Source organism: Myxococcus stipitatus DSM 14675 (assembly GCF_000331735.1).
Taxonomy (GTDB): domain Bacteria; phylum Myxococcota; class Myxococcia; order Myxococcales; family Myxococcaceae; genus Myxococcus; species Myxococcus stipitatus.
The window spans coordinates 201,423-227,720 of sequence record NC_020126.1 but is presented as its reverse complement, the minus strand read 5'-3'; the positions used below and the strand labels follow the sequence as shown (position 1 = coordinate 227,720).

Annotated in this window: 20 protein-coding genes; 8 read left to right on the top strand and 12 right to left on the bottom strand. The window is 69.5% G+C overall.

The genetic code is table 11. The annotated features are described in order from the left end of the window. Positions 1 to 99 precede the first annotated feature (99 nt). From MYSTI_RS00850 to MYSTI_RS00840, 3 genes are all read left to right on the top strand, one after another. On the top strand, positions 100 to 699 hold the full coding sequence (locus MYSTI_RS00850) for a rhodanese-like domain-containing protein (protein ID WP_015345794.1): 600 nt from the start codon (positions 100 to 102) through the stop codon (positions 697 to 699). Continuing rightward, positions 696 to 1,598, top strand: a complete 903-nt coding sequence (locus tag MYSTI_RS00845; protein WP_015345793.1) for a sulfite exporter TauE/SafE family protein — start codon at positions 696 to 698, stop codon at positions 1,596 to 1,598. The genes MYSTI_RS00850 and MYSTI_RS00845 overlap by 4 nt, the downstream gene beginning before the upstream one ends. 111 nt (positions 1,599 to 1,709) lie before the next feature. Then, positions 1,710 to 3,365: a formate--tetrahydrofolate ligase gene (locus tag MYSTI_RS00840; RefSeq protein WP_015345792.1), complete on the top strand. Its 1,656-nt coding sequence runs from the start codon at positions 1,710 to 1,712 to the stop codon at positions 3,363 to 3,365. 51 nt (positions 3,366 to 3,416) lie between these two features. Here the strand turns inward: MYSTI_RS00840 and MYSTI_RS00835 are convergent, their stop codons facing one another. The 5 genes from MYSTI_RS00835 to MYSTI_RS00815 form a co-directional block, all read right to left on the bottom strand. Beyond that, positions 3,417 to 4,577, bottom strand: a complete 1,161-nt coding sequence (locus tag MYSTI_RS00835; protein ID WP_015345791.1) for a methyl-accepting chemotaxis protein — start codon at positions 4,575 to 4,577, stop codon at positions 3,417 to 3,419. Between the two features lie 229 nt (positions 4,578 to 4,806). Next, on the bottom strand, positions 4,807 to 5,883 hold the full coding sequence (locus tag MYSTI_RS00830) for a saccharopine dehydrogenase family protein (protein ID WP_044278282.1): 1,077 nt from the start codon (positions 5,881 to 5,883) through the stop codon (positions 4,807 to 4,809). 90 nt (positions 5,884 to 5,973) lie between these two features. Beyond that, positions 5,974 to 6,474 (bottom strand): PTS sugar transporter subunit IIA, encoded by a 501-nt coding sequence (locus tag MYSTI_RS00825; RefSeq protein ID WP_044278281.1) that lies wholly within the window; start codon positions 6,472 to 6,474, stop codon positions 5,974 to 5,976. A 196-nt stretch (positions 6,475 to 6,670) separates the two neighbouring features. Then, positions 6,671 to 7,165, bottom strand: coding sequence for a PTS sugar transporter subunit IIA (locus tag MYSTI_RS00820; RefSeq protein WP_015345788.1), 495 nt, complete (start codon positions 7,163 to 7,165; stop codon positions 6,671 to 6,673). Positions 7,166 to 7,226: 61 nt separating this feature from the next. Then, positions 7,227 to 7,583: a hypothetical protein gene (locus tag MYSTI_RS00815; protein ID WP_015345787.1), complete on the bottom strand. Its 357-nt coding sequence runs from the start codon at positions 7,581 to 7,583 to the stop codon at positions 7,227 to 7,229. A gap of 253 nt (positions 7,584 to 7,836) precedes the next feature. Between MYSTI_RS00815 and MYSTI_RS00810 the strand changes: the two genes are divergently transcribed. Both MYSTI_RS00810 and MYSTI_RS00805 read left to right on the top strand, forming a co-directional pair. Then, positions 7,837 to 8,730, top strand: a complete 894-nt coding sequence (locus MYSTI_RS00810) for a YncE family protein (RefSeq protein WP_015345786.1) — start codon at positions 7,837 to 7,839, stop codon at positions 8,728 to 8,730. After that, positions 8,730 to 9,914, top strand: a complete 1,185-nt coding sequence (locus MYSTI_RS00805; protein ID WP_044278279.1) for a putative porin — start codon at positions 8,730 to 8,732, stop codon at positions 9,912 to 9,914. The genes MYSTI_RS00810 and MYSTI_RS00805 overlap by 1 nt, the downstream gene beginning before the upstream one ends. A gap of 22 nt (positions 9,915 to 9,936) precedes the next feature. On the opposite strand, the gene MYSTI_RS00800 is transcribed toward MYSTI_RS00805, so the two are convergent. Then, the gene (locus MYSTI_RS00800) at positions 9,937 to 10,317 is read right to left on the bottom strand and encodes a hypothetical protein (protein WP_044278278.1); all 381 of its coding nucleotides are present in this window, start codon (positions 10,315 to 10,317) and stop codon (positions 9,937 to 9,939) included. Between the two features lie 152 nt (positions 10,318 to 10,469). Beyond that, positions 10,470 to 10,835: a hypothetical protein gene (locus MYSTI_RS00795; protein WP_015345783.1), complete on the bottom strand. Its 366-nt coding sequence runs from the start codon at positions 10,833 to 10,835 to the stop codon at positions 10,470 to 10,472. Positions 10,836 to 11,102: 267 nt separating this feature from the next. Here MYSTI_RS00795 and MYSTI_RS00790 point away from each other — a divergent pair, with 267 nt between their 5' ends. The 3 genes from MYSTI_RS00790 (at position 11,103) to MYSTI_RS00780 (ending at position 19,017) form a co-directional block, all read left to right on the top strand. Then, a complete protein-coding gene (locus MYSTI_RS00790) occupies positions 11,103 to 12,443 on the top strand; it encodes a sigma-54-dependent transcriptional regulator (RefSeq protein ID WP_015345782.1) in 1,341 nt (446 codons plus the stop codon). 171 nt (positions 12,444 to 12,614) lie between these two features. After that, entirely contained in the window at positions 12,615 to 15,746 is a 3,132-nt protein-coding gene (locus MYSTI_RS00785) for a serine/threonine-protein kinase (RefSeq protein ID WP_015345781.1), read from the top strand. Between the two features lie 376 nt (positions 15,747 to 16,122). Beyond that, entirely contained in the window at positions 16,123 to 19,017 is a 2,895-nt protein-coding gene (locus tag MYSTI_RS00780) for a serine/threonine-protein kinase (RefSeq protein WP_233278124.1), read from the top strand. A 197-nt stretch (positions 19,018 to 19,214) separates the two neighbouring features. On the opposite strand, the gene MYSTI_RS42795 is transcribed toward MYSTI_RS00780, so the two are convergent. The 5 genes from MYSTI_RS42795 to kdpB all read right to left on the bottom strand — a co-directional run bounded on the left by MYSTI_RS42795 (position 19,215) and on the right by kdpB (position 26,295). After that, on the bottom strand, positions 19,215 to 20,156 hold the full coding sequence (locus MYSTI_RS42795) for a hypothetical protein (protein WP_144369951.1): 942 nt from the start codon (positions 20,154 to 20,156) through the stop codon (positions 19,215 to 19,217). Between the two features lie 341 nt (positions 20,157 to 20,497). Beyond that, positions 20,498 to 22,342, bottom strand: a complete 1,845-nt coding sequence (locus tag MYSTI_RS45190) for a HAMP domain-containing sensor histidine kinase (RefSeq protein ID WP_015345778.1) — start codon at positions 22,340 to 22,342, stop codon at positions 20,498 to 20,500. Further along, a complete protein-coding gene (locus MYSTI_RS00770) occupies positions 22,339 to 23,505 on the bottom strand; it encodes a sensor protein KdpD (RefSeq protein ID WP_015345777.1) in 1,167 nt (388 codons plus the stop codon). Before MYSTI_RS00770 ends, MYSTI_RS45190 begins: the two co-directional genes overlap by 4 nt. An 82-nt stretch (positions 23,506 to 23,587) precedes the next feature. Beyond that, on the bottom strand, positions 23,588 to 24,211 hold the full coding sequence (gene kdpC / locus MYSTI_RS00765; RefSeq protein WP_015345776.1) for a potassium-transporting ATPase subunit KdpC: 624 nt from the start codon (positions 24,209 to 24,211) through the stop codon (positions 23,588 to 23,590). A gap of 23 nt (positions 24,212 to 24,234) precedes the next feature. Further along, positions 24,235 to 26,295, bottom strand: a complete 2,061-nt coding sequence (gene kdpB, locus MYSTI_RS00760) for a potassium-transporting ATPase subunit KdpB (RefSeq protein WP_015345775.1) — start codon at positions 26,293 to 26,295, stop codon at positions 24,235 to 24,237. Positions 26,296 to 26,298: the final 3 nt, after the last annotated feature.

The window sequence follows — 26,298 nt, the reverse complement described above, 5'->3', positions numbered from 1 at the left end:
GACACTGTCCTCGACCTTCCGCCCGCTTCCCCACGAAGCGGCGAACACATTCTCATGGCCTTGCGCGCCCGTGCTGGACGCGAGGAAGGAAGCACTGACTTGAGTCCCCTGTACGACAACGCTCTTCCCCAACCCGGCGGCTATCGAGACGTGGACGTGCGACAGCTCGCGGCGGAGGGCGCTCCGGGCCCTCACCTGGTGGACGTCCGCGAGCCCGTGGAGCTGGATGGAGTGCTCGGCCGCCTGGAGGGAATCCGTCCGGCGCCGCTCGCCACGGTGCGCGAGGCCGCCGCGCTGTGGCCCAAGGACACGGAGGTCGTGCTCATCTGCCGCTCGGGCGCCAGGTCCGCGCGGGCGGCCCGGCAGCTGGTGGAGCTGGGCTTCTCGCGGGTGATGAACCTCCGCGGCGGGATGCTCGCGTGGAACGAGGAGGCGCTGCCCGTGGTGCGCCTGAAGTCCGACGTGCGCCCCACGCTCGCCCAGGTGCGCGACACGCTGCGCTCCCGACTCCTCGGCCTCCGGATTGCGCGCGTGGACGCGCTGCCCTCCGCGCCGTCGCGAGCGGAGCTGGGCGCGGTGCTGGACGCGCTGCGGGACGCACCGCCCCAGGGCGTCGACGACACGGCGGCCTTCGAGCGGACCCTGCGCGAGGTCCGCGACCTGCTCGCCGTCGCGAGCGAGGGAGGCAGCCGGAGATGATGTGGTTCGTGGGGCTCGCGGGCGCACTGCTCGTGGGCGTGTTGCTGGGGTTGTTGGGTGGCGGGGGCTCCATCCTCACGGTGCCGCTGCTCGTCTACGTGCTCGGCGTGGAGCCGCGCACGGCCATCGCCATGTCGCTCGTCGTCGTGGGTGTCACCAGCGCCAACGGCGCCTGGCTGCACGCGCGAGCCGGGCGTGTGCGGTGGCGCACCGCCTTCGTGTTCGGCACGGGGGGCATGGTGGGCGCGTTCCTGGGCGGGAAGCTCAACCCGCTCCTGTCGCCCACCGCGCTGATGGTGTTCTTCGCCTGTGTCATGGTGGCCGCGTCGGTCGCCATGCTGCTGCGCTCGGATGCGCCCGCGGCGGTGCCCTCGAGCACGGCGGCGCCGGAGGTGTCCTCGCGCCGCATCGGCCGGGTGCTGCTGCAAGGCGTGGGGGTGGGCATCCTGTCGGGGCTCGTGGGAGCGGGGGGCGGCTTCCTCATCGTCCCCGCGCTCGCGATGGTGGGCCTGCCCACGCCCGTGGCCACGGCGACGTCGCTGGTGGTCATCGCGCTCCAGTGCGCGGCGGGCCTCGTGGGACACCTGGGACACCTGGACCTGCCGTGGCTGCTCACCGCGCAGGTCATCGCGGTGGCGCTGGTGGGGAGCTTCGTCGGAGGCAGGCTCGCGGGACGCGTGGCCCCCGGCCTGCTGCGCAAGGGCTTCGCCGTCTTCGTCCTCGCCACCGCGGCGTTCCTCCTGCTCGCGCAGCTCCCCGCCGGAGCGAAGGAGCGCGTGGCGCAGGTGCTCTCGAACGTGGGGGCATGGCCCTGGGTGGCGGTGGCCACGCTGCTCGGACTTCCCGTCGTCTTGTGGCGCCTGTTGTCCAGCCGTGAGCGCACGCCGAAGGAGGGCTGACACGCCCCCGTCCCACTGTGCTGGCCCGCGTCACCAGCACAGTGTGGAGGCCACGGCGTCCCTGGCACTTCCTCCGTTGACCCGCGACACGGGCGCATCGAGAGTCCTCGCATGACGCTGAGACCCATCGCAGACGTAGGCGCCGAGCTGGGCCTGTCCCCCGACGACGTGCACCCGTGGGGAACCCACCGCGCCAAGGTGTCCCTGGGAGCACTCGCGAAGCAGGGCGGCCGACAGGGACGCCTCGTCCTCGTCTCCGCCATCAACCCCACGCCGCCGGGCGAGGGGAAGACCACCATGTCCGTGGCGCTGGCCATGGGCCTGCGGCGCCGGGGGCGCAAGGTCGTGGCCGCGCTGCGAGAGCCGTCGCTCGGGCCCGTGTTCGGCGTGAAGGGCGGAGGCACCGGCGGCGGACAGGCGAGCCTGGAGCCCGCGGCGGACATCAACCTGCACTTCACCGGTGACTTGCACGCCATCACCAGCGCCAACAACCTGCTGGCCGCGCTCGTGGACAACGCCGTGTATTACGGCCACCCCGTGGCCATCGACTCCACGCGCGTGCGCTGGCGGCGCGCCCTGGACATGAACGACCGGTTCCTGCGCAACGTCATCGTCGGCCTGGGCGGCAAGGCGCACGGCGTCCCGCGCGAGGGCGCCTTCGACATCACCGCCGCCAGCGAGGTGATGGCCATCCTCGCCCTGTCGGAGAATCTCAAGGACCTGGAGGCGCGCCTCGGCCGCGTCGTCGTGGGCCACTCGCCCGACGGCAAGCCCGTGCGCGCCCGAGACGTAGACGCGGCGGCGGCCATGGTCGCCCTGCTCAAGGACGCGCTGATGCCCAACCTCGTGCAGACGCGCGAGGGCGGCCCCGCGCTCGTGCACGCCGGCCCCTTCGGCAACATCGCGCACGGGTGCAGCTCCGTGGTGGGCACGCGCATGGGCCTGGCCTACGCGGACGAGGTCGTCACCGAGGCGGGCTTCGGCTTCGACCTGGGCGCGGAGAAGTTCCTCGACATCAAGTGCCGGAGCACCGGCCTGTGGCCCCGAGGCGTCGTGCTCGTCGTCACCCTGCGCGCGCTGAAGTACCAGGGCGGCGCGCCCCTCGCCCGCGTGGCGGACCCGGACGCGGACGCGCTGGCGCGAGGCTTCGACCACCTGGAGAAGCACCTGGAATCCGTGCGCGCCTTCGGCCTGCCCGCCGTGCTGTGCGTCAACCGCTTCCCGCAGGACACGGAGTCGGAGCTCGACGCGCTGCGCGCCTTCGGGAAGGAGCGCGGCGTGGAGACCGCCGTGTGCGAGGGCTTCACCCGCGGCGGCGAGGGCTCGCTCGAGCTGGCCGACCGGGTGCTCGCCATGCTCGACGCGACGGACGCCGCCCCGCCCCAGCCGCGCTTCCTCTACGACGTGAAGCAGTCCCCCGAGGAGAAGGTGCGCGCCATCGCCCGCACCGTGTACGGCGCGGACGACGTGGCCTTCACCGCCTCCGCGCGCAAGGACCTGGAGATGGTGCGCGAGCTGGGCGGCGCGGAGCTGCCCGTGTGCATGGCGAAGACGCACCTGTCGCTCTCCGATGACCCGACGAAGCAGGGCCGCCCGCGAGGCTTCACGCTCACCGTGCGCGAGGTGCGCCTGTCCGCGGGCGCGGGCTTCATGGTGGCGCTCACCGGAGACATCCTCACCATGCCGGGCCTGCCCAAGGAGCCCGCGGCCCGCCGCATCACCGTCCACGAGGACGGGCGCATCACCGGACTGATGCAGGGCGAGTAGGCCCGCGAGCGCGGAGCGGGCGGCCCTCGAGCGGGGCCGCCCTGGAACACGCTACACGCGGAACGCGGTGGACAGCGTCTGGAGGCGGCCCAGCGTGGCGTTGATTTGAGCCACGGCCTCCTCGGCCGTCAGGGTGGACGTCACGACGTCCGCCATCATCGAGGAGAGGTGCGTCATCACGTCGGTCATCTGCGCGATGCCCGCGTTCTGCTGGGTGACGGACGCGACAATCTGCCGCGCCGCCTGACTGCTCTCCTGCACCACCGTGGTGATTCCCGACAGCGAGCTGGCGGAGGCCAGCACCTGCTCGATGTTCTGCTCCATCTTCTCGCTGTCCTCCTCGGCGATGGAGGTCGTCTGGCGGATGGCCTGGTTGATTTCGAGGAGAATCTTCCCGATGCGCTGGGTGCTCTGGAGCGACTGGCCGCTGAGCGCGCGCATCTCCCGCGCCACCACCGCGAAGCCTCGGCCGCCCTCGCCCGCGCGCGCCGCCTCGATGGCCGCGTTGAGCGCCAGCACGTTGGACTGGTCCGCCAGGTCCTTCACGCTGCTGATGATTTCGCCGGCGTGCACGGCCTGCTCGCTCAGGTGCGCGATGCTGCTCACCAGCGCGCTCACCCGCTCGCGAATCTGCTGCATGCCCTCCGCGCTCTGCTCGATGGACTGCTGGCCCGACGCGCTGAACGCGTCCGCCTGCGCCGCCACCTTCAGCACCATCTCCGCGCGGCTGGCCGCCATGCTGGAGGTCTGCGCGATTTCGGCGATGGTGGTGCTCGCCTCGGTGAGGCTGCGCGACTGGTTGGTGAGGAAGTTCACCTGGTCCTGGCTCGCCTGCGTCAGCCGCGACGCCGCCGAGGACAGCTCCGTCACCACCGACTGCAACGTGGAGGGCACCTCCCGAAGCCGGGCCACCATGACCTGGAGGCTGCGCCCCAGCTCCCCCACCTCGTCCTGGCCCACCGCCTCGATGGGCTGCGACAGGTCGCCCTCCTGCGCGATGCGCCGGGCCACCGCCGCCAGCCGGCCCATGGGCTCCGCCACCTCGCGGTGCAGCCACACCGCCAGGGCCACCATCACCCCCAGACACGACAGGGCCAGCGCGCCCACCAGCCAGGAAGGCCCCTCCGCCAGCACCACCGCGAAGAGCACCGTCAGGAACACCGCCGCGACCGCCGGCGACAGCATGACCTTCTGCTTCAGCTTCAAACGCACCGAGCCCCCTCCACCCCATCCAAGCTTCGGCGGTTGAGGCGCGGCTCCCTCCAGAGCCAGCTGCACCAGCGCATGTCGGCATCCTTCCGTGGGGTCGCGGAGACTCCCTGAAGCTTGGACGGACCTGTGATCCGCCGAAGTGCAGGATAGCGAACTGAGCCCCCGCTGCTAAGTCTCGGCCAGTCCTGGGGTGGAATGGACCCCTCGAACCCGAGGAGTCCTGGGAGGATCACCCCGGGGTGTCCAGGCGGCGACAGCCCTCCACCCGGAGGACGAAGTCGGCGCCGAAGGCCCCCGCGGGGGTGAGCGCGCCCGGGGTGGGCTGGGCGAGCAGCTCCTCCACGGCGAGGACCGCCGCACGCGCGGTGAACAGGTAGCCCTCCGGCACCTGGAGCCAGGCCTGGGAGGAGCGTCCATCCGGCGCGCGCGCCTGGGCCCAGATGTGAGAGCGGACCTTCTCGCGAGTCTCCGCGGTGGGGCCGTGGACGCGGGAGTCGATGAGGCGCAGCACCCTGTCTCGCACCAGTCCGACCTTCAGGGCCTCGCGCAGCACGGGGGCCGTCCAGCGCAGGACCTGAGCCGAGGTGGAGCGCACGGCCATCAGGGTGGTGATGTTCTCGATGCCGGTGGTGCGGTACGCGGTGGACAAGTCCCCCCAGGGGATGGGCATCACCGTGCGCTCCTTGTCATCGAAGCGCAGGCGGCGGATGCCCTGGCCCAGGGGATAGGACACCAGGACTCCGCCGCGCCGGGCCTTGCCGCCCTCGGGGAGCTGGAGCACCACGGACTTGGCGGTGCCGGCGCTGGCCTGCGAGCCGCCGGAGATGGCGATCTCCAGCTCGGTGGCCCCGGGCACCAGGTCCGCGACGTACCGAGCCAGACAGTCCGTGGGTACCACGTCGAAGCCCACGCCGGACATCAGCGAGACACCTCGGGCCTTGGCCTCCGCGTCCAGGCGGAACGAGCCCTCGAAGACGGGAATCTCCCCGGTGATGTCTTGATAGTGCACGCCTTGCGCGAGGCACGCCTGGCGCATGGGCTCCGCGGTGCGCACGAAGGGGCCCGCGGCGTGGAGCACCAGCGGCAGGTCCTTCAGCGCGGCGGACAGCTGGCGCGGGTCCTCCAGCGCGGCGGGGCGGACCTCCAACCCCAGGGCCTCCGCCAACGGCGTCAGCTTCTCCAGCGAACGGCCGGACAACACGGGACGGTGGCCGCGGCGCACCGCTTCCTCCGCGATGAGGCGGCCGGTGTAACCCGAGGCTCCGTACAACAACCAACGAGGCGTGATGGATGAGGTGGTCGTCACACCCGCGACGCTAACAGGCGGACCCGCCCTCACATGGGACACGTGAGGCCGCGGCCCCTCTTCTGTCCGACGTTGGACCTCGTGGAAATTTTACACGCCGCGAGCCTGGACAGGCTCGGAGCCCTGGCTCACGTGTGTCTCCTCGACGCAGAGGAGCAACGCGCGCAGCGCCGCCGTCGAGGGCGCGGTGAGCAGCGCCTCACGAAGCCTGGCGTTGCGCAGGAGCGCGCCAATCCTCGCGAGCACGTTGAGGTGCAGGCCCGCCGTGTCGGGAGGCGACACCATGCCCACGAAGATGTGCACCCGGCCCTGGTCCGCGTCTCCGAAGTCGACGCCCTGACGATGGAGCCCCACGCACGTGACGATGCGAGGCACCCCGGCCACCCGGCAGTGCGGCACCGCCACACCACCCATCGTCGCCGTGGAGCCGAGCTGCTCGCGCGCCAACAGGTGCGTCGCCAGCTCCCGAGGAGAGACGTGCGCCCGAGCCGCCATCAATCCGGCCAGCTCCTGCACCACGCCCATCCGGTCCTTCGCCACCATCGACAGGCGGACGCCTTCGGCATCCAGGTAGTCAGTCCATCGCAACATACCGGTCACCTCCTCGGTGCAGCGGCCGCATCCCGAGTCGGCGCAGAGATGTGTCCCCCCGGCGCGATTGCGTACCCCCTCCCTGTTGTTTTCCCGAGGGCCACCACACACTTCCGGGCTGGTCAGGACCGCCCCGCATCCCTCTTGGCTTCTCATTCTCCGATTCCGAGCGCCTGCCCGCTCCCTCTCGAGGACGTCAGTGCCCCAGGGCCACGTCATGACGAGGCGACAGATGCGCCTCCTCCGCCTGCACGAGCAGCGCGCGAATCACCACGGGCGATGACGCCGCCAGCAGGTCCGCGCGGAGCACGGGCTCATGCAACAGCGTGGCGATGCGCGCGAGCACGTTGAGGTGGAGCCCCGCGGTGTCGAGCGGTGAGACGAGGCCCACGAAGATGCGCACCAGTCCATCCTCGGCCGCGCCGAACGCCAGGCCGCCGCGGTGGATGCCCAGACAGGTGACGATGCGCTCCGCGCGAGCAAGCCGGCAGTGAGGCACCGCCACGCCGCCCTCCATCGCCGTGGAGCCCAGGTGCTCGCGCGCCCTCAGGTCCAGCGCCAGTTCCCGCTGGGACACGCCGGCCGCGGGCGCCATCAACCCCGCGAGCTCATACAGCACCTCCGTCGGGGCTCTCGACTCCAGCGAGGGGCGGATGGCGTCCACGTCCAGGAAATCGGTCCACCTCCACATGCCTTCCTCCCAGGGCGGCCCGGTCGCCGCCCGCTCGGTGTGCCCGCGCGCGAGGGGCGCGTCAGCCGGCGGGGACCACCCGCGCGCGTCCCGCCAGGACGATGCACGCGGCCAGCACGCGCGGGGTGAAGCGGTCTCGCTCGTCGTCCTCGAACGCGCGCGCGAGCGCCTCCGGGTCGTCATCCAGGAACAGCGTGGAGCCCAGCCGGTCATACAGATGCGCCAGCAAACCTCGGCAGCAGGAGCACCGCCGAGCGCCATCCAGCGCATGTTCCGCACGCGTCCGCGCGTCGGCCAGTCGCTCCACGCCCAACATCCGCACCGCCTTGAGTGGCGCCTCACACAGCGGCGGGGCGGCCTCCCCAGGCGCCAGCGGGTGGAACAGGGGCAGCGACTTCACGAATCGGGACAGCCACATGAGAGTCCTCCGCGCCGGGCCCAGCGAGCCCCGGACACGTCCCTCCCATCGCATCCGCCATGCCACCAGGGGCCGCGCCAGGTGCGCGGAATCCGGGCACATTTCCGCGACGGGGTTCGCGGCCACCTTGCAGTCCGCAACCCGGGCCCTCGCGGCGCATGGCACCTCGCGAGCCGAGTCCACCCAGGCTCCTGCCCGAGGCCCCGCTCGCACGCCTGTACTGCGGCCCACGGGCCCCTATCATGCGCGCCCCATGAAGCGCCTCTCCTCGACCCTCCTCTCCTGCCTGCTGCTCTGCGCGTGCGGCGACTCCAACCCCGGCCCCTCGAAGCCGGGCACGCAGGTGGAGCGCGGCCCCCGCGCGATACCCCTCGAAGGCGACCCGAACGGCCTGTTCTGGGACGCCGCCTCCGCGACGCTCTACATCGCGGATGACCAGAACCACCGCCTCCTCAAGTACCGCGATGGGGAGGGTGTCTCCGTCGCGGCCACGCTGCCGGACGCGCCCGCAGACAGCACCAACCTGGGCGAGGTCGTCCGCCTCCAGGACGGCACCCTCGTCACCGTGCGCTTCGGCTTCGGCACCGCGGGCGCGGTGCTGTTCGTCCGTCCGGATGGCACGCCGGGCACCGTGCCGGGCCTGCCCATGAACCGCCGCCGCATCGGCCTCACGGTGACGAAGGACGGGCGGCTGCTGGACAGCTACTTCGTGCGCAACAACAACGTGAACGTCGGCTCCGTGGCGCAGGTCTCGCTCGACGGCACGGAGACGGAGCTCGTCGGCGCGCTCCAGAAGCCGGTGGGCGTGCTGGCCGTGGAGGACACGCTCTACATCGCGGACCAGATTGCCGGGAAGGTGTACCGCTCGCCGCTGTCCAACCCCTCCGCGCTCAGCACGCTGGCCACCATCACGGAGCCCGACCTGCTCGCGCTGGGGCCCGGCGGCGCGCTGCTCACCGGCACGCGGCAGGGCACCGTGCTGCGCATCTCCACCACCGACGGCACCACGTCCGCGCTGGCCACGGGCTTCCAGCAGGTGCGCGGCCTCGCCTACGACGCGGCCAACCGGCGCCTCTTCGCCGCGGACCATGACCGCGACGAGAGCAACGGCACCACGCACTTCCTCCAAATCATCCCGGTCGACTGATGCGACAGGCTCCGTGGATGTTGCTCTGCGCGCTGGCCTCCACGCCGGCGCTCGCGGAGGAGGCGTGGCTGCACCCCACGCTGGTGGGTGAGCTGGACTACCGGCAGCACGCCTCGGACGTGGAGGGCTTCAGCGGCTTCACCCTCGCGCGGCTGCGCGTCGGCGCGGAGGCGCGTCCCCTTCCCTGGCTGGTCGCGCGAGGTGTCGCGGAGTGGGCGCAGGAGAAGCCCGCGCTCGTGGATGCCTTCGTCGCGGTGCGGCTGGTGAAGGACCTGCGCCTGTCCCTGGGCTTCATGAAGACGCCGCTGTTCGCCAGCGCGTACGACGAGCACCTGGAGGCCCGCGCCATTCCCGAGCTGACCGGACTGACGCAAGCGTTCTGGCCGCGCCGGGACCTGGGACTCGAGGCGCGCTGGACGCCGTCCTCGCTGCCGCTGGAGACGTGGGTGCGCGTGGGCAATGGCTCGCGCAGTCCCTTGGGCAATGACAACCAGCTCCCCGCGCTGGATGTCCGGGTGGATGGCCGCTGGGGCCGGGCCACGGGCCGGGCGGAGTCCTTCTGGGGCGTCCGCGTGGGCGCGGGCACGCATGTGGAGAGCGCCTATGACCGGGCGGGCATCGGCGGCATCGGCCCTCAGGGCTTCGTCTACTACCGGCCTCCGCCCGTGAGCGGCCCGCGCACGGTGACGGAGGCGCATGCCCGCGTGGACGTCGGCCCGGTGCGAGTCGTCGCCGAAGCCGCCGCCGCGTGGGAGCGCCGCTCGCGAGACACCGACGGCAACCCCGACACCCCTCGCGAGTCCCTGCCGGAGCTCCAGAGCCAGGGCGCCACGCTGGAGGTGTCGTGGGTCATCTGGGGCAAGCCTCGCACCGACTCACCTCTCTGGCCCCAGGCGGGCGAGGGCTCCGTCGAGGCCCTCCAGGCCCTGCGCGAGGGACAACTCCCCCACGGCGCGCTGGAGGTCGCCGGCCGCGTCGAGCGGCTGTGGCTGGGCCGAGGCGCCGCCGATGTCACCTCCGGAGGCTCCGTCAGTGGCGCCCTCGCCGTGCGCTGGTGGGCCACGTCGTTCCTGGGCGTGGGCCTGGCGGGATACCTCCAGCGCTACGACGCCGCGCCGCTGGAGGAGCCGGACCGCCGCACGTCGTGGATGGCGTTGGCGCGCACGACGGTGAGCTTCCACTGACGAGGACTCGACTCCCGGCCGCTCAGCGCAGCGCGCGGCCGTGGAGCCGGGCCAGCTCCTGGCAGTCCCCCTGACACTCCGGGAAGTTCAGGAGGAAGCGGGCCTGCTCACGGCAGCGAGGAACGAACCCTTGATGGGTGGGCCCGGCGCACAGGCGCTGGAAGCCCGCCCACTCCTCCTGGAACGCGGCGGCGCGCGCCTCGGGCTCCAGCGAGAGGACCGCGCGGCGCTCCGAGGCCAACCACCCCACCACCGCCGCCATCGCGCCTCCCAGGAGGAAGACGCGCACCAGGTCCTTCCACCAAGGGCTCGCCAGGGAGGTCGGCTCCGGGGGCGTCGCGTCGTCGAGGGGCGGAGGGGGAACAGCGGACAGGTGCGGCTTGGGACGCATGCGCGACAGCAAGGGCAATCCCCGTGCCGCGCGGAGGGACGCATCCTCCCAGGGGACGGGCGACCCCGGGCCCCAGGGAGCCTTGCATCTGGCAAGCACCGCCCCAGGGGCGCCATGCATCGCGCAAGACCTTCGCTGTCGAGCCTCGCGGGTGACTCGAGGCGTCAGCGCACGGCGTTGCGCAGCGCGGGGGCCAGCTCCTGGCGGCAGGCCTCGTCGCACTCGGAGAAGCGCATGAGGAACTCCGCCTGCTTCTGGCAGCGCATGAGCAGCTTCGGGCCCGCGTCGGCCAGACACATGAGGCGGAAGCTGTCGAACGTCTCCATGAAGAGGGCCTCGCGCTGCGCGGGGGACAGCGCGTTGAGCGCGCGGTTCTCTCCGCCCTGGAGATAGCCCCACACCAGCGCGAGCACGACCAACACGATGCCCAGGACCACCGCCTGCCGGACGCGCTTCTGGTTGCGAGTCGGCGCCCGGTCGCGGGTGAAGATGTTCGCCTCTTCCCCCTCCTCGTTCCCGTTCAAACCCATAGAGCCCCCGTTCCACCGCAATCCGCGGAGCAACACCAGCATTCCTTGTCGCCGGTGTGAAGGAAGCGTCACCCCCGGGTGGGTTGCAGGCTGCACGAAAGGGCCGGGCCCGGGTTGCGGACCGCACGGCGGACTTCGAGGGGTGGGCGTGGAAGTCCCCATGAGGACTCGGGTCATGCAAGTCGCACGGCCCGGCGCGCGGGCTGCACTTAGAATCAAGCCATGGAAGCACGGACGGAAGCGGGCCCTGTCTCGGGGGAGCGCCCCATGCGGGTGCTGGTGGTGGACGACGAGCGGAACATCCGCCACACGTTGCGCGTGTGTCTGGAGGGGTTCGGCTGTGAGGTGCGCGAGGCGGCCACGCCCGAGGCAGCCCTGGCGGCCCTCGCCCAGGGGCCCGCCGACCTGGCCTTCGTCGACCTGAGGCTCGGCACCTCGAGCGGATTGGACCTGCTGCCCCGGCTGCTCGCCGAGTCCCCCAACCTGGATGTCGTGCTCATCACCGCGTACGCGACGTTCGACACGGCGGTGGAGGCGGTGCGGCGAGGGGCTCGGGACTACCTGCCCAAGCCCTTCACGCCGGCGCAGATTCGACACGTGCTGGACCGCTCGCGGGAGCACCGCGCGCTGTCCTCGCAGCTGGAGAGCCTGGAGGGGCAGCTCGCGCAGGCGGTGCCGGAGGCCACGCTGGAGACGACGTCGCCCGTGATGCACGCGGCAATCGGGCTGGTGTCGCGCGCGGCGACGGCCGACGCGGCGGTGCTGCTGCGCGGGGAGAGCGGCACGGGGAAGGGGGTGCTCGCGCGGGCGCTGCACTCGATGAGCACGCGGCGGCGGAGGCCCTTCGTCACGGTGAACTGCCCGACGCTGTCGGAGCAGCTGCTGGCCAGTGAGCTGTTCGGCCACGTGCGCGGGGCCTTCACGGGGGCGGTGAAGGACCAGCCGGGGCGCGTGGAGCAGGCGGAGGGCGGCACGCTGTTCCTGGATGAAATCGCGGAGATGAGTCCGTCGCTCCAGGCGCAGCTCTTGCGATTCCTGCAGGAGAAGCAGTTCGAGCGGCTGGGCGAGGGCCGCACGCGCAAGGCGGACGTGCGCGTGGTGGCCGCGACGAACCGCGACCTGGAGAAGGACGTGGCCGAGGGGCGGTTCCGCGAGGACCTGTTCTACCGGCTCAACGTCATCGAGGTGAAGCTGCCCTCGCTGCGCGAGCGGCCGGAGGACCTGCTGCCCCTGGCGAGGCGCTTCGTGGCGTTCTTCGCGAAGACGGCGCAGCGGCCGGTGACGCCGGAGCTCTCACCCGCGACGGAGCGGATGCTGCTGGCCTATCCCTGGCCGGGCAACGTGCGCGAGCTGCGCAACGCGGTGGAGCGCGCACTCATCGTGTGGCCCGCGGGAGTGTTGGAGCCGCAAGCATTTCCAGAACGAATCGCGGCGGCGGCGGGCTCGGTGGTGACGTTGGGAGGCCCGCACACGCTGGAGGAAGTGGAGCGCGAGCACACGCTGCGTGTGATGGCCTCCGCGCCCACGCTGGACGAGGCCGCGAAGGTGCTGGGCATCGACGCGTCCACGCTGTGGCGCAAGCGCAAGAAGTACGAGTCGGGGACCTGAGCCCTGCGGGGAACCCGCGCTGATTCAGGAATCACTCGCACGCGCTCGTGAAAGCGGACCCGCACCCCGAGCGTACACCTCAAGAATTCGGTGGAATTCCAGCAATTAAATAGGGTTGAGGACTAGAGCGTTCGTTGGCCCGAGCGTTCTGAGCCCGGGGGGTGCCCGCCCATGCAGCTGTGCCCGCAGGAATCGACTCTGACAGACCTTCTCTCCGGCCTGCTGGCGGGAGAGCAACGCATTCAAGTCCTGGCCCACGCCGAGACTTGTTCTGACTGTCGATGGGTCCTCGCCGCGGGTGGAGAGGGCGAGGTGCAAGTAACGGACGCGCCCGCTTCGGTCGGAGAGAGCCCCTTCCAATCCCTGGCATCTGGCACGCGCATCTCCCGCTACATCGTGCGGGAGAAGTTAGGGACTGGGGCGATGGGGGTGGTGTACGCGGCGGACGACCCGGAACTGGGGCGCCGCATCGCGCTCAAGATGTTGCGCCCCGAAGGCAGCCACAAGGCCAAGTTGCAGCAGCGCTTGCTGCGAGAGGCCCAGTCGCTCGCCAGGCTCTCGCATCCCAACGTCGTCACCCTCTTCGATGTGGGCACGCACGGTGACGCCATCTTCCTGGCGATGGAGCTCATCGAGGGCATCACCCTGAAGGAGTGGATGCAGCGCCGTCACCCCTGGGAGGAGGTCCTCCGTGTCTTCCTCGACGCGGGCCAGGGGCTGGAGGCTGCGCACTCGGCGGGACTGGTGCACCGCGACTTCAAGCCCGCGAACGTCTTGATGAGGAACGACGGGCGCGTCTTCGTGACGGACTTCGGCATCGCCCGCTCCCTCGACCAGGACTCGGAGGAGGACTCCGAGAGCTCGAACTCCGTCGAGTTAAAGCATCCCCCCACGGCCCCCCTGACTCAGACGGGGCAGATTCTGGGCACGCCCGCGTACCTGGCGCCAGAGCTGGTCCACGGTCAGCGAGGAGACGCCCGCTCCGACGAGTTCAGCTACTGTGTCACCCTCTACGAGGCCCTCTTCGGCGAGCGCCCGTTCCATGGCCACACGCTGCAGGAGTTGGCCGAGGCCGCAGGGCGAGGACAGGTGAACCCGCCCAAGGACCGGGGCCCTGTTCCGCCCCATGTCCTGCGTGCCCTCCGACAAGGGCTCAGCGCACGACCCGAGGACCGCTTCCCGAGCATGCGCGCATTGCTCCCGGCCCTCGCGCCACCACCGAGCAAGAAGCACGCGCGGATACTCGGCACCATGCTCCTCGCCGGAGTCATCGGAGCCATCGCGACCTTCTTTGTGACGGAGGAGCGACGCCAGGCAACCTGTGCGCTGGAAGCGGAGAAGTCCATGGTCGCGTGGGGCCCCGCGAGGCGTGAGCAGGTGCGCTCAGCATTCTTCGCCACAGGGACGAGCTATGCCCCGCGAGCCTGGTCAGAGCTCGCCACGTCCCTGGATGCGTATACCGCGCAGTGGCGAGCCCTTCGCACGGAGGCCTGTGTAGCCACGAAAGGGAGCGAGGCCCTCAAGGCCCAGCAGACTTCCGCGTGCCTCGATGCGCGACTCTGGCAGCTCGCCGCCATCACGGAGGTGTTGCAGAAAGCAGACGCAACGACTGTGCAGAACACTCGTCAGTTCACCTCGTCGCTCGAGGGGCTCAGTAGCTGCCGTGATCTCCAGGGAGCCTCCAACCGTCCGCAACCATCGGACAGTCTTCGTCCCCAGGTGGATTTGGCGCGAAACAAGCTGGCGCAAATCCAGGCCCATCAACTCGCGCGTCGGTTCCCTGATGGCCTTGCGCTGTCGTCAGCGCTCATCGAAGACCAGAAGACCATTGGCTACAAGCCGCTAGAGGCGGAGGTGCTCCTGGCTCACGGCACGCTGCTCGGCCACCTCGGCAAGACCAAGGAAGCGGAGACGTTTCTCTACCAGTCCCTCTGGACGGCAGAGTCCGCGCGCGACGATGAGACGGTGGCGCGAGTCTGGCTGGAGATCCTCTGGCTGGAAGGCAAGGAGAAGCAGATCAGCCTCGCCGAAGCGGAGAAGGTCATCCAGCACGCGAGAGCCGCCGTCGGACGGCTGGGACGCGAGCGGTTCCCAGACATCACAACGGACCTGTATTCCCACTCCGCTTCGCTGCGGCAGATGCACGGCCAGTTCGCCGAAGCGGAGGAGGAGGCACTCCAGGGGCTGGAGTTCACACGCCGACACGCGGGCTTCGCCTATCGGCTCCCCAATCTCTATCATGCACTGGGACAGACCTACTCCGCCCAGGGGCGCTATCACGAATCCTTGGCCTACCACGGCAAAGCACTGGAGTTGCTCGAGTTCCTGATGGGCCCCGATCACCCGTCACTCGTCACCTCCTACAATCGGGTTGCCACGGCATCGATGTCGGTGGGTCGGAGAACCCAGGCAATCCGAGCGTGGACCAAGGCCCTCGCCCTTCAAGAAGCCACCCCCACTCCGGAGACATCCCCCCTCGGTACGACCCTGATGAACATCGCGCAGGTCGCGCGCATCGACGGACAGCCCGAAGAGGCACGACGTCTGTTCGAACGGGCCCTCGGCCTCTTCGAGTCCGCACGGGGTCCCAACCACCTGTCCGTGATTCAAGTCCTCACACTGCAGGCCGTCCTCTTCAATGAAATGGGGCAGGACACCCAAGCCCTTTCCGTGGCCACCGAGGCCCTCACTCGCGTCCAACGCTCACTGGGTCCAGAGACGCCTCACTCCGTCTTTCCGCAGGCCGTCCGAGGCCAGATTCACACGAAGGCGCGTCGCTACTCAGAGGCCCGTCGCGACCTGCTGGCCGCACTGGCTCGAGAGGAGAAGGGGCATGGCCCCGAAGGCCGGCGGATGGTGGAGGTGTTGTTGCCCCTGGCCGAACTCGCCCTGGCGACGAAGTCGCCACGAGCCTCGCTGGCCTACTGCGAACGAGCACTCCGAGTCGCCGAGAAGACTCAAGGCAGGGACTCCATGGAAGCAGCGAGCGCCCTCTCCTGCGCGGGAGAGGCGCATCTCACGATGGGGGCTGCCGCCCAGGCCCATCCGCTGCTCGAGCGTGCACGGCGCATCCAGACCCAGTGGGGTGAGGTCAGGGACCCACTGGTCGCGGGCTCGACGGCGTTCCTGTTGGCTCGGGCGTACACCGAAACCCCGACTGCACCCGAGCGGGAGAAAGCACTCGCGATGGCCGAGGAGGCGCGGGGACGGCTGGCCTCGGTCGGCAACCGAGGCCAGGAGGCGCTCCGGAAGGTGGAGGCCTGGCAGCGGCGAGAGACCTTGCTGGCGGAGAACAGGCCATGACCAGGAGCTCGCTCGTGGCACTCTTGCGCCGACACCCGCCGAGAGAACGGCGCGGTGAGCTGGGTCGCCCTCATCGCCGCGCGCATCGCAGGGCTGAATGCGACACCGTTGATGGCTTGATCGTTCTTCGTGGGGGGAGTGCCCACCGATGATGCAGCAGTGCCCTCATGAATCGACTCTGGCGGACCTCCTCTCCGGCGTACTGGCCGAGGATCAGCGCGTCCGAATCATCACTCACGCCGAGTCGTGTGAGTCCTGTCGATGGACCCTGGCCGCAAGAGGGGGGACCGCGACACAGGTCACGGGTTCACCCATCCTGGAGAGGGCGAGCCCCCTCCAATCCCTCACCCCCGGCACCCGAATCTCCCGCTACGTCGTGCAGGAGAAGCTGGGAGCGGGGGCCATGGGCGTGGTGTACGCGGCGGAGGACCCGGAGCTGGGCCGCCGCGTCGCGCTCAAGATGCTGCGTCCCGAAGGCGGCCACAAGGCGAAGTTGCAGCAGCGCTTGCTGCGGGAGGCCCAGGCACTCGCCAGGCTCTCGCATCCCAACGTCGTCACCCTCTTCGACGTGGGCACGCACGGTGACGCCATCTTCCTGGCGATGGAGCTCATCGAAGGCATCACCCTGGGGGAGTGGATGCGCCGGCGCCACCCTTGGGAGGAGGTGCTCCAGGTCTTCATCCACGCGGGCAAGGGATTGGAGGCCGCGCACTCCGCGGGTCTGGTGCACCGCGACTTCAAGCCCGCCAACATCCTGATGGGAAACGACGGGCGCGTCTTCGTGACGGACTTCGGCATCGCCCGTTCCCTCGACCAGAACTCGGAAGAGGACTCCGAGAGCTCGGGCTCCCTCGAGCTGAAGGTCCAACCCACCGACCCGCTCACGCTGACGGGACAGGTCATGGGCACGCCCGCCTACCTCGCGCCGGAGCTGCTCCAGGGACAGCGAGGAGATGCCCGCTCCGACGAGTTCAGCTTCTGCGTCGCGCTCCACGAAGCACTCTTCGGAGAGCGTCCATTCCGGGGGAGCACGCTCCAGGAGCTGGCCGAGGCCGCGCGACAGGGGAAGGTGAGCCCGCCGAAGAACCGGGGAGACGTTCCGCCCCATGTCCTGCGCGCCATCCGCCAGGGGCTCAGCGCCAGGCCCGAGGACCGCTTCCCCAGCATGCGGGCCTTGCTCGCGGCGCTCGCGCCTCCGCCGCGCCGGAAGCACGCGCGGATTCTCGGCACGCTGCTCCTGGCGGGAGTGCTGGGCGCCATCGCGACCTATGGCGTGACGGAGCATCAACGCCAGACAACCTGCGTGAGGGAGGCGGAGAAGTCGCTGGTCGCGTGGGGCCCCGAGAGACGCGAGCAGGTGCACGCGGCCTTCCTCGCCACCGGCGTGTTCTATGCCCCGCGAGCCTGGTCCGAGCTCTCCATGTTCCTGGATGCCTACACCGCGCAATGGAGAGCGCTTCGCACGGAGGCCTGTGTGGCCGCGAAAGGGGAAGGCGCACTCCAGGCGCAGCGGACGTCCACCTGCCTCGATGCGCAGCTCTGGCAGCTCACCGCCACCACGGAGGTCTTGACGAAGGCGGACGCGACGACCGTGCAGAACACTCGCCAGATAACCTCGTCGCTCGAGGGCCTCGGCCGCTGCAGAGATCCCCATACCTTCTCCAGCCGTCCCCAGCCTCCGGATGGGCTTCGCCCCCAGGTGGATGCGGTCCGAAGCAAGCTCGAGAAGGTCCGGGCCCACCACCTGGCGCATCGACTCAAGGAGGGCCTCGCGCTGTCGACGGCGCTCGTCGAGGAACAGAAGAGCATTGGCTACAAACCACTGGAGGCGGAGGTCCTCCTGGCGCACGGCAGCCTCCTCGTCTTCATCGGGAAGAAGAAGGAGGCGGTGCCAGTCCTCTACCGGGCCCTGTGGGCCGCGGAGGCCGCACACGACAACGAGTTCTCGGCACGAGCCTGGATAGAGCTCATCGATGCGGAGGGAGACACGCTGCTCTCCCGTCCCGAGGACACGGAGAGGCTCGTCCAGCACGCACGCACCGCGGTCGAACGACTGGGACGAGAACGGATTCCAGACCTCACGACCGACCTCCATACACGGCTCGCGGTACTGCGGCGGAGTCTGAACCAGCTCGACGAGGCGGAGCAGGAGGCGCTCTTGGGGTTGGAGTTCTCGCGTCAGCACAACCCCGCTGACAATCTCCACCCCATCAACCTCATGAACGAGCTGGGGCAGATCTACTCCGCCAGGGGCCTCTACGAAAAAGCCCTGAAGGTCCAACAAGAGGCGTTGGACCTGCGCGAGCGGGTGCTGGGCTCCGACAACCCGGCCCTCGCAACCTCCTACAACCGGATTGCCAGTGCGTCGCTCGCAATAGGACAGCGAGCCGTGGCGAGCCGCGCCTTGAGCAGGGCCCAAGCCCTCCTGGACGCCTCCTCTGCTCCGGAGACAAGTCCCATGGGGACGACGATGTTGAACCTGGGAAGAATCTCCCGCATCGAGGGCCGGACCGAAGAGGCTCGACGGCAATATGAGCGGGCTCAACAAGTCTCCGAGCGGACTCGGGGGCCCAATCACATCAGCGTCGTCAACGTCCTCTCCGAAAAAGCCATCCTGGCGCATGAGCAGGGCCAAGACGGTGAGGCCCTCGCACTGGTGTCCGAAGCCGTGAAGCGCATCGAGAACGGACAGGGTCCGGACACCCCGGGCGCGGTCCTTCCGCTGACCATCCGGGGTCTGGTCCACCTGAAGGCGGGACGCTACCCGGCGGCCCGACACGAGCTGCGGGATGCCCTGGCGCGAGAGGAGAAGGGACATGGTCCGCAGGGCAAGCAAGTCGCCCCGGTGCTGGTGTCACTGGCCCGGGTGGCGCTAGCGACGCAATCGCCCCAGGAGGCACTGGACTACTGCAGGCGGGTGCGACACATCGCGGAGACGACCCAGGGAAAAGAGTCGCTCGAGATGGGAGATGCCCTGTCCTGCATGGGAGAGGTGCACCTGGCGATGGGAACCGCGGCAGAGGCACTCCCGCTGCTCGAGCGTGCGCGAAGCCTCTACCTGAAATGGGGCGAGCCCATGGACCCCAAGGTCGCGGGCAAGGCCACCTTCCTGTTGGCCCGTGCCTATCTGGAGGTGAAGACCTCATCGGCCCACGCGAAGGCGCTCGCGATGGCGGAGGAAGCGCGGAGCCTGCTGGCCTCCGTGGGCGTCAGGGCCCAGGCGGAGCTCAAGGAGGTCGAAGCCTGGCAGACGCGTGAGGCGGGGCGCTGAGCGGGCGCCAATCAGGTGCCAGGGGTTGAGCAAGCAGTGCAGCCCTGGCCTCCTGTCGCGCCCCTGGTGGGTCACAGGAGTAAATCCAAACCAGGACCCGAGCATCGTGACGGCCTTCTGCAGCCAACGTCATCCTGTTCGGATGATCAATCGATGGGGGGCGTTCCGAAAACTCGCAAACCTCCTGGCTGACACTGTCACTGCCCATGATTCTGAGCTGGCCCTCGCCAGACGAGACTGTTGGGCAGCGGAGGCACCATGGGTGGCCGTCGGGCCACGTTTCCATCAAGGTCGGGCGCACGTGGGAGACTCATGAACTGCAGATCACCGACGAAGTCATTCAAGACATACATCGCCTCATTGAACGTATGATAGGCCTTCGGACGATTATGCAGTCGCCACCAGGCAAACAAGCCCCAAGCCAACGCTCGTAACTCCCTGGCAGGGCATCCAATGACGCACGCGAAGTTCAACATGTCGAGCGTTGTCGCGGATGGCCCATTCACCGAGAGAAATCGCTCATTCACCGTGGTGTCCGGATAGTAGACAACATTCCTTCCTCTCTGGCGAGGCAGCCATTTCCTCAATCGGTTCGCCGGATTCTCAATCCGATTTCTTACTCCCACCGCTTCAAGAGTATTGTTCTGAGGCATCTCCACTTCGTCTGGCGGTTCCTCTTGAACCAGCCCTCCCTCTTGCCCCTGAGGGGGATTGGCAACGACGCGCTCCCTCAGTTCCGCGAGACGCCGCTTGAGCAAGCGCGAAGCCCCCACGAAGACACCAACAATGTCCATGTACAGCTTCTCGTTGTGCACGACATTCTCGACTCCCAGCTTGGCTCGAATCTTCTCTATCCCTTCGAGTACTGTCCGACGCCGGAAGTTGCCTTCGATGAGCCAGAAGTTGTACCCGGTATAGGCATAGCCGTACCGACCCTGCGTGCTCAGAGCGTTGCGCCACTCGTCAGCACTCGGAAAGCCATCCCCTACGATGGCATTGATTCGTCCAAATGCTCTGCGGAGCTCCTCTTGCACGCCATCCGATTCAATCGTGACAACAGCAAGACTGCGCTCCTGGAGCCGGTCTGGCTTAGGAATCGACAGCCCACAGAAGTTCCAGTTGTCCTCATAGATAGGCATTTCACAACGATAGAGGCCCACGGGGTGAGCGAAAGACCTGGATAGAACATTGACGCGTCCATCTGACACTCCAGGCGACTCTCGCAGTGGCCTTGAGCAAATCAGTGGCGCTCTCGCACCCCGGATGGTGCCCCTCGGACGTATTGACAAAATCGAACACCCGAGCCGCACTGGACATGGCAGCCACCCAACGACAACCCCGGGATGTCGGGGTCAGCCCACCTCACCGCGCTTCAGGCAGAAGCCAGCGTGACATTCGGCGATGCGTACGACAACGCCCCGAACGATCCCTTCTTCGTCAGTGCTGTCTTTCCGTAACTTCACTGCCGCACCCAGCCCGCCTACGCCCCCTCCACGAGCGTCGCCTGCTGAGGCAGGGTGAACCAGAACGTGCTCCCCCGCCCCGGCGTGCTCACCACGCCCAGCTCGCCCCCGTGCGCCTGGACAATCTCCTTCGCGATCGAGAGCCCCAGCCCCGCGCCGCCCACCGGCGCGCCCGGCGCGCGATAGAACTTCTCGAAGATGCGCGCCTGCTGCTCCAGCGCGATGCCCTCGCCTGAGTCACGCACCTCGAAGCGCACCCGAGTCCCCTCTCGCGCCACCCGCACCTCCACCTCGCCTCCCGCGGGCGTGTGCTTCACGCCGTTCCCCACCAGGTTCCCCAACACCAACCCCAGCCGGTCCGGGTCCACGTCCACTGACTCCGCATCCAGCTCCACCCGCCGGGACAGCCGCACCCCACGCTCCTCCGCCGACGAGCGCTGCGAGTCCAACACCGACTCCACCAGCTCCTCCGTGGACACCCGCCGGACCTCGAGCTGCAACTGCCCCGCCTGGATGCGAGACAAATCCAACAAGTCATCCACGATGCCCTGCAATCGCTCACAGTCCTCGCGCGCCGCGAACAGCAGGTCCGCCTGCTTCTCCGTCACCGGCCCCACCACGCCCTCCGCCACCAGGTGCACCGCCATCCGCAGCGACGTCAGCGGCGTGCGGAACTCATGCGCCACCGTGGCCACCAGGTCGTTCTTCAGCTCATCGAACCGCCGCAGCCGCGTCACGTCCTGGAGAATCACCGTCGCCCCCACCACCTCCCCCGTCTCGCCATACACGGGACTCCCCCGAGGCAAGAGCCACCGGTCCCCATCCGCCAACGTCACCCGCACCGCCTCCTCGTACCCACGAGGCTGATACGCCCCCTTCCCTCCCAACACATGGCCGCGCACCCGCTCCAGCACCTCGCGAGCCTCCGGCAGCACCCGCCCCAGCACATCCCCGCCGCCCTCGAGCGACAGCTTCAGCACGTCCTCCGCCGAGCGGTTGACATTGAGCAGCGCCCCATCCGAGCCGAACACCACCACCGGGTCCGGAAGACTGTCGATGGCCGCCTGTGACGCGGACTGCGCCTGGAGCAGCTCCCCGAGGCTGCTCCGTCGATACTGCTGAAGCGCCTCCGCCATCGAGTTGAAGTCCTGGCCCAGCTGCGCGATTTCATCCTGCCCCTCCACCACCGCGCGCGCCGAGTAGTCGCCCTTCCCCAGTCGCCGCACCGCCTGCGACAGCACCGACACCGGCCGCAGCGCCCGATGCGTCAGCGACGTGGACGCGAACAAGCCCACGCCGAACGCCGCCAGCACCGCGAGCACCATCAGCGTGTTCACCCGGTCGCTCTGCCGGCGCAGCTCCTCGCTCTTGTGCACCATCGCGTCCTGGTTGAGCGCGAGAATCGCCGACGCCGCGTCCTTCACCTCCAGGAACAGCGGCTCCACGCCATGGAAGTACGCCGCCTTGCGCTCCTCCTGCGTGGGCATCGCCAGGAACGCGTCATACGCCACCAGGTAGCGCTCCCAACCCGCGCGAAGCCCGCGCGTGGACTCCTCCTCCCCGGGCTCGGTGACATTGCCCTCCTGCAAGTGCAGCTCGGACTCGAACCCCTGACGCTGTCCGGCCTGCTGCGCGAGCCCGCGCTCGTACTCCCCCGCGACCACGAAGAGCGCCGCGCTGTCCATCCGCTCCAGCTGCTCGCTCATCCGCTGCGTCGCCAGCACGCTGCGGTAGTTGTCCTGGAGGATGCGCTGCCCCGATCGTCCCAGCCGGGCCAGCGTGACGACCGCCACCACACCCACCAACACCAGCGCGAGCGCCAGCGGCGCCTGGGCCAGCAGCAACCTCTGCCGCAGCGTCATGGGCGCTTCTCCTCGTCGGGAGCGTGGAAGGCCACGACGTGGATGTCGAAGCCCTCGCCCTCGCGCAACAGCCGCACATCCGCCGCGCGCCCCACCGCCCGCTTCCACCAGGGCTGATGCGAACGGCCCACGATGATGTGCCCCACCCCATGCGAGCGAGCGAAGTCGAGGATCGCCTCCACCGGGTCCTTCGAGCGCAGCCGCACCACCTCCGCCCCCAGCTCCTTCGCCTTCTCGATGTTCGTCAGCAGGTGCCGCTGCGCCTCCGAGTCGATGAGGTGCGGCGCCTCGCGAGGCGTCTCCACGTACACCACGAACCAGTCCGTGTTCAGCCGGCCCGCCAGGCGAGAGCCTCGGCGCAGCAGCGTCGCCGCGCGAGGAGGATGACTGGACAGCGCCACCAGCACCCGCCCCCACTCCGCGCCCTTCTGCTGTGCCTCCTCCCCTGGGCGAGAGGACTGCCCGGCGGTGGCCCGGTCCAGGCTCTCCGCCACCTCCCGCAGCGCCAATTCGCGCAGCGTGGACAGGTTCTCTCCCTTGAAGAAGCTCTCCAGCGCGCGAGGCACCTTGTCCTCCGCGTAGATCTTCCCCGCGCGAAGCCGCTCGTGCAGGTCCTCCACCGCCAGGTCCAGGTTCACCACCTGGTCCGCGCCCTTCAGGAAGCTGTCCGGCAGCGTCTCGCGGACGACGACGCCGGTGGTGCGCTCCACCAGGTCATTGAGGCTCTCCAGGTGCTGCACGTTGAAGGCCCCGATGACGTTGATGCCCGCGTCCAGCAGCTCCTGCACGTCCTGGTAGCGCTTGCGGTGCCGGCACACGGGCAGGTTGGTGTGGGCCAGCTCGTCCACCACCACGACCTGCGGCTTGCGAGCCAGCACCGCGTCCAGGTCCATCTCCTCCACCGTGACGTCGCGATACGTGTGCTTCTCGCGAGGCACCACCTCCAGCCCCGCGACGAGCGCCTCCGTCTCCTGTCGGCCGTGCGTCTCGACGAAGCCCAGCACCACGTCCACGCCCCGGCGCTCGAGCGCGTGGGCCTCCTCCAGCATGCGGTACGTCTTCCCCACGCCGGCCGCGAAGCCGATGTAGAGCTTGAGCCGGCCGCGCCGCCCCCGCTCCACCAGCTCCAGGAAGTCCTCCGCGCGCGAGCGTCGCGTCGTCATCGTCACCCTCGGACCTCCACGGCGGAGGCGCGAGCCAGAATGCCCGCGCCCCCCAGTGAATGCATGAAGAGAATCACCCGCGTCACGGAGGCCCCGCGACTCCCGTGGGGGCCACCGGCTCCGCCGCGAGCCGCCCGAACTGCCGGTCCAGCGCCAGGTTCAGCAGCAATACATTCACGCGAGGCTCCCCCAACACACCCAGCGTCCGCCCCTCGACGTGAGAGGCCACCACCGCCAGCACCCGCTCGGGAGCCACGCCCCGCGCCTTCGCCACGCGAGGCGCCTGCCAGCGCGCCGCCTCCGGAGACAGGTGCGGGTCCAAGCCCGAGCCCGACGCGGTGACCAGCTCACCGGGCACCGCGCCCGGAGCCTCGGGGTTCTCCCGGCGCAGGCGCTCGGCCTCCGAGGTGGCCCGGTCCTTCAGCTTCAGCGACGTCGGCCCCAGGTTGCTGCCCGAGGACGCCGCCGCGTCATATCCCGCCCCCGCCGCGGACGGACGAGGCTGGAAGTAGCCGCCGCGCGTGAAGCCCTGGGCGAGCAGCGCGCTGCCCACCACCTGGCCCTTCTCATCCCTCACCAGCGAGCCCTGGGCTTCGGAGGGAAAGAGGAGCTGGGCCACGCCGGTGACGGCGAGCGGATACAGCACCCCGGTGAGAACCAGGGTCACGACACAGGCGCGCAGCGCGGTAACGAGAGTGGAGACCATGATGACACGTCCTTTCACTGTCCTCAGGACAGGCCCACCGCGGTGAGCAACACGTCGAGCGCCTTGATGCCGACGAAGGGAACGATGACGCCGCCCAGCCCGTAGATGAGCAGGCTGCGCCGCAGGAGCGCCGCCGCGCCGAGCGGGCGATAACGCACGCCGCGCAGCGCCAGCGGGATGAGGGCGATGATGATGAGCGCGTTGAAGATGACCGCCGCCAGAATCGCGCTGAAGGGCGACGTCAGGCCCATCACGTTGAGCGGTGCAATCTGCGGGAACACCCCCATGAAGAGCGCCGGGAGGATGGCGAAGTACTTCGCCACGTCGTTCGCGATGGAGAACGTGGTGAGCGTGCCTCGCGTCATCAGCAACTGCTTGCCCACCTCCACCACCTCCAGCAGCTTCGTCGGGTTGGAGTCGAGGTCCACCATGTTCCCCGCCTCCTTCGCCGCCTGCGTGCCGGTGTTCATCGCCACGCCCACGTCGGCCTGCGCCAGCGCGGGTGCGTCGTTGGTGCCGTCGCCCGTCATCGCCACCAGCTTGCCCTTGCCCTGCTCGGTGCGGATGAGGGCCAGCTTGGCCTCGGGGGTGGCCTCGGCGAGGAAGTCATCCACGCCGGCCTCGCGGGCGATCGCCGCCGCGGTGCGCGGGTTGTCACCCGTAATCATCACGGTGCGGATGCCCATCGCCCGGAAGCGGTCGAAGCGCTCCTTGATGCCGCCCTTCACCACGTCCTTCAGGTGGACGATGCCCAGCAGCCGCGCGCCATCCGCGACCGCCAGCGGCGTCCCGCCCGCGTCGCCAATCCGCCCCGCCGCCACCGCCAGCTCCGACGGCACCGAGCCGCCCTGCGCCTGCACGTGCTGGATGATGGCGTCCACCGCGCCCTTGCGGATGCTCCGTGGATTCGGGTCGACCAGGTCACACCCGCTCATGCGCGTCTGCGCGGTGAACGGGACGAACGTCGCGTGATGCGCCTGCAGCTCGCGAGGCCGCATCTTGTACGTGTCCTTCACCAGCGTGACGATGGAGCGGCCCTCGGGCGTCTCGTCCGCCATGCTGGCGAGCTGCGCCGCCTCCGCCAGGTCCTCCATGCGGATGCCCGGCATGGGCAACAGCTCCGTGGCCATGCGGTTGCCCAACGTAATCGTGCCCGTCTTGTCGAGCAGCAGCGTGTCCACGTCCCCCGCCGCCTCCACGGCGCGGCCGCTCATCGCCAGCACGTTCTTGCGCAAGAGCCGGTCCATGCCCGCGATGCCGATGGCGCTCAGCAGGCCGCCGATGGTCGTGGGGATGAGACACACCAGCAGCGCCACCACCGCCGTGCCCGACAGCCCCACGCCCGAGTAGAGCGCCAGCGGCACCAATGACACACACGCCAGCAGGAAGACGACCGTCAGGCCCACCAGCAGGATGTGCAGCGCCACCTCGTTGGGCGTCTTCTGCCGCGCGGCGCCCTCGACCAGGCCAATCATCCGGTCCAGGAAGGACTCGCCCGGGTTGACGGCGATGCGCACCACGATGCGGTCCGACAGGACCTTGGTGCCACCCGTCACCGCCGAGCGGTCTCCACCCGACTCGCGGATGACGGGCGCGGACTCGCCGGTAATCGCGGACTCGTCCACGCTGGCGATGCCCTCCACCACCTCGCCGTCGCCGGGGATGAGGTCACCGGCCTCGCAGACCACCAGGTCGTCCTTGCGCAGGTCGGGCGCGGGGACGCGCTCCTCGCGTCCGTCGACGAGGCGGCGCGCGGTGGTGTCCTTGCGCATCTTGCGCAGCGCACCGGCCTGGGCCTTGCCGCGCCCCTCCGCCACCGCCTCCGCGAAGTTGGCGAACAGCACGGTGAACCACAGCCACAGCGTCACCGACACGGTGAACCACAGGGGCGCGCCGCTCGTCGGAGGCGAGACCAGGTCCTTCACCACCAGCACGGTGGTGAGCAGGCTGCCCGCCCACACCACGAACATCACGGGGTTGCGAGCCACGTCGCGCGGGTGGAGCTTCTTGAGGCTCTCCACCAGCGCGGGCTTGAGGAGCGACGCGTCGAAGAGCGACGCCGGTTTCGAAGAGAGGGAGCTCATGGC

Coding starts and splice junctions, on each gene's coding strand:
- MYSTI_RS00845 (WP_015345793.1), top strand. CDS start 696: ATGATGTGGTTCGTGGGGCTCGCGGGCGCACTGCTCGTGGGCGTGTTG.
- MYSTI_RS00840 (WP_015345792.1), top strand. CDS start 1,710: ATGACGCTGAGACCCATCGCAGACGTAGGCGCCGAGCTGGGCCTGTCC.
- MYSTI_RS00825 (WP_044278281.1), bottom strand. CDS start 6,474: ATGTTGCGATGGACTGACTACCTGGATGCCGAAGGCGTCCGCCTGTCG.
- MYSTI_RS00820 (WP_015345788.1), bottom strand. CDS start 7,165: ATGTGGAGGTGGACCGATTTCCTGGACGTGGACGCCATCCGCCCCTCG.
- MYSTI_RS00815 (WP_015345787.1), bottom strand. CDS start 7,583: ATGTGGCTGTCCCGATTCGTGAAGTCGCTGCCCCTGTTCCACCCGCTG.
- MYSTI_RS00810 (WP_015345786.1), top strand. CDS start 7,837: ATGAAGCGCCTCTCCTCGACCCTCCTCTCCTGCCTGCTGCTCTGCGCG.
- MYSTI_RS00805 (WP_044278279.1), top strand. CDS start 8,730: ATGCGACAGGCTCCGTGGATGTTGCTCTGCGCGCTGGCCTCCACGCCG.
- MYSTI_RS00795 (WP_015345783.1), bottom strand. CDS start 10,835: ATGGGTTTGAACGGGAACGAGGAGGGGGAAGAGGCGAACATCTTCACC.
- MYSTI_RS00790 (WP_015345782.1), top strand. CDS start 11,103: ATGCGGGTGCTGGTGGTGGACGACGAGCGGAACATCCGCCACACGTTG.
- MYSTI_RS00785 (WP_015345781.1), top strand. CDS start 12,615: ATGCAGCTGTGCCCGCAGGAATCGACTCTGACAGACCTTCTCTCCGGC.
- MYSTI_RS42795 (WP_144369951.1), bottom strand. CDS start 20,156: ATGCCTATCTATGAGGACAACTGGAACTTCTGTGGGCTGTCGATTCCT.
- MYSTI_RS45190 (WP_015345778.1), bottom strand. CDS start 22,342: ATGACGCTGCGGCAGAGGTTGCTGCTGGCCCAGGCGCCGCTGGCGCTC.
- MYSTI_RS00770 (WP_015345777.1), bottom strand. CDS start 23,505: ATGACGACGCGACGCTCGCGCGCGGAGGACTTCCTGGAGCTGGTGGAG.
- kdpC (WP_015345776.1), bottom strand. CDS start 24,211: ATGGTCTCCACTCTCGTTACCGCGCTGCGCGCCTGTGTCGTGACCCTG.
- kdpB (WP_015345775.1), bottom strand. CDS start 26,295: ATGAGCTCCCTCTCTTCGAAACCGGCGTCGCTCTTCGACGCGTCGCTC.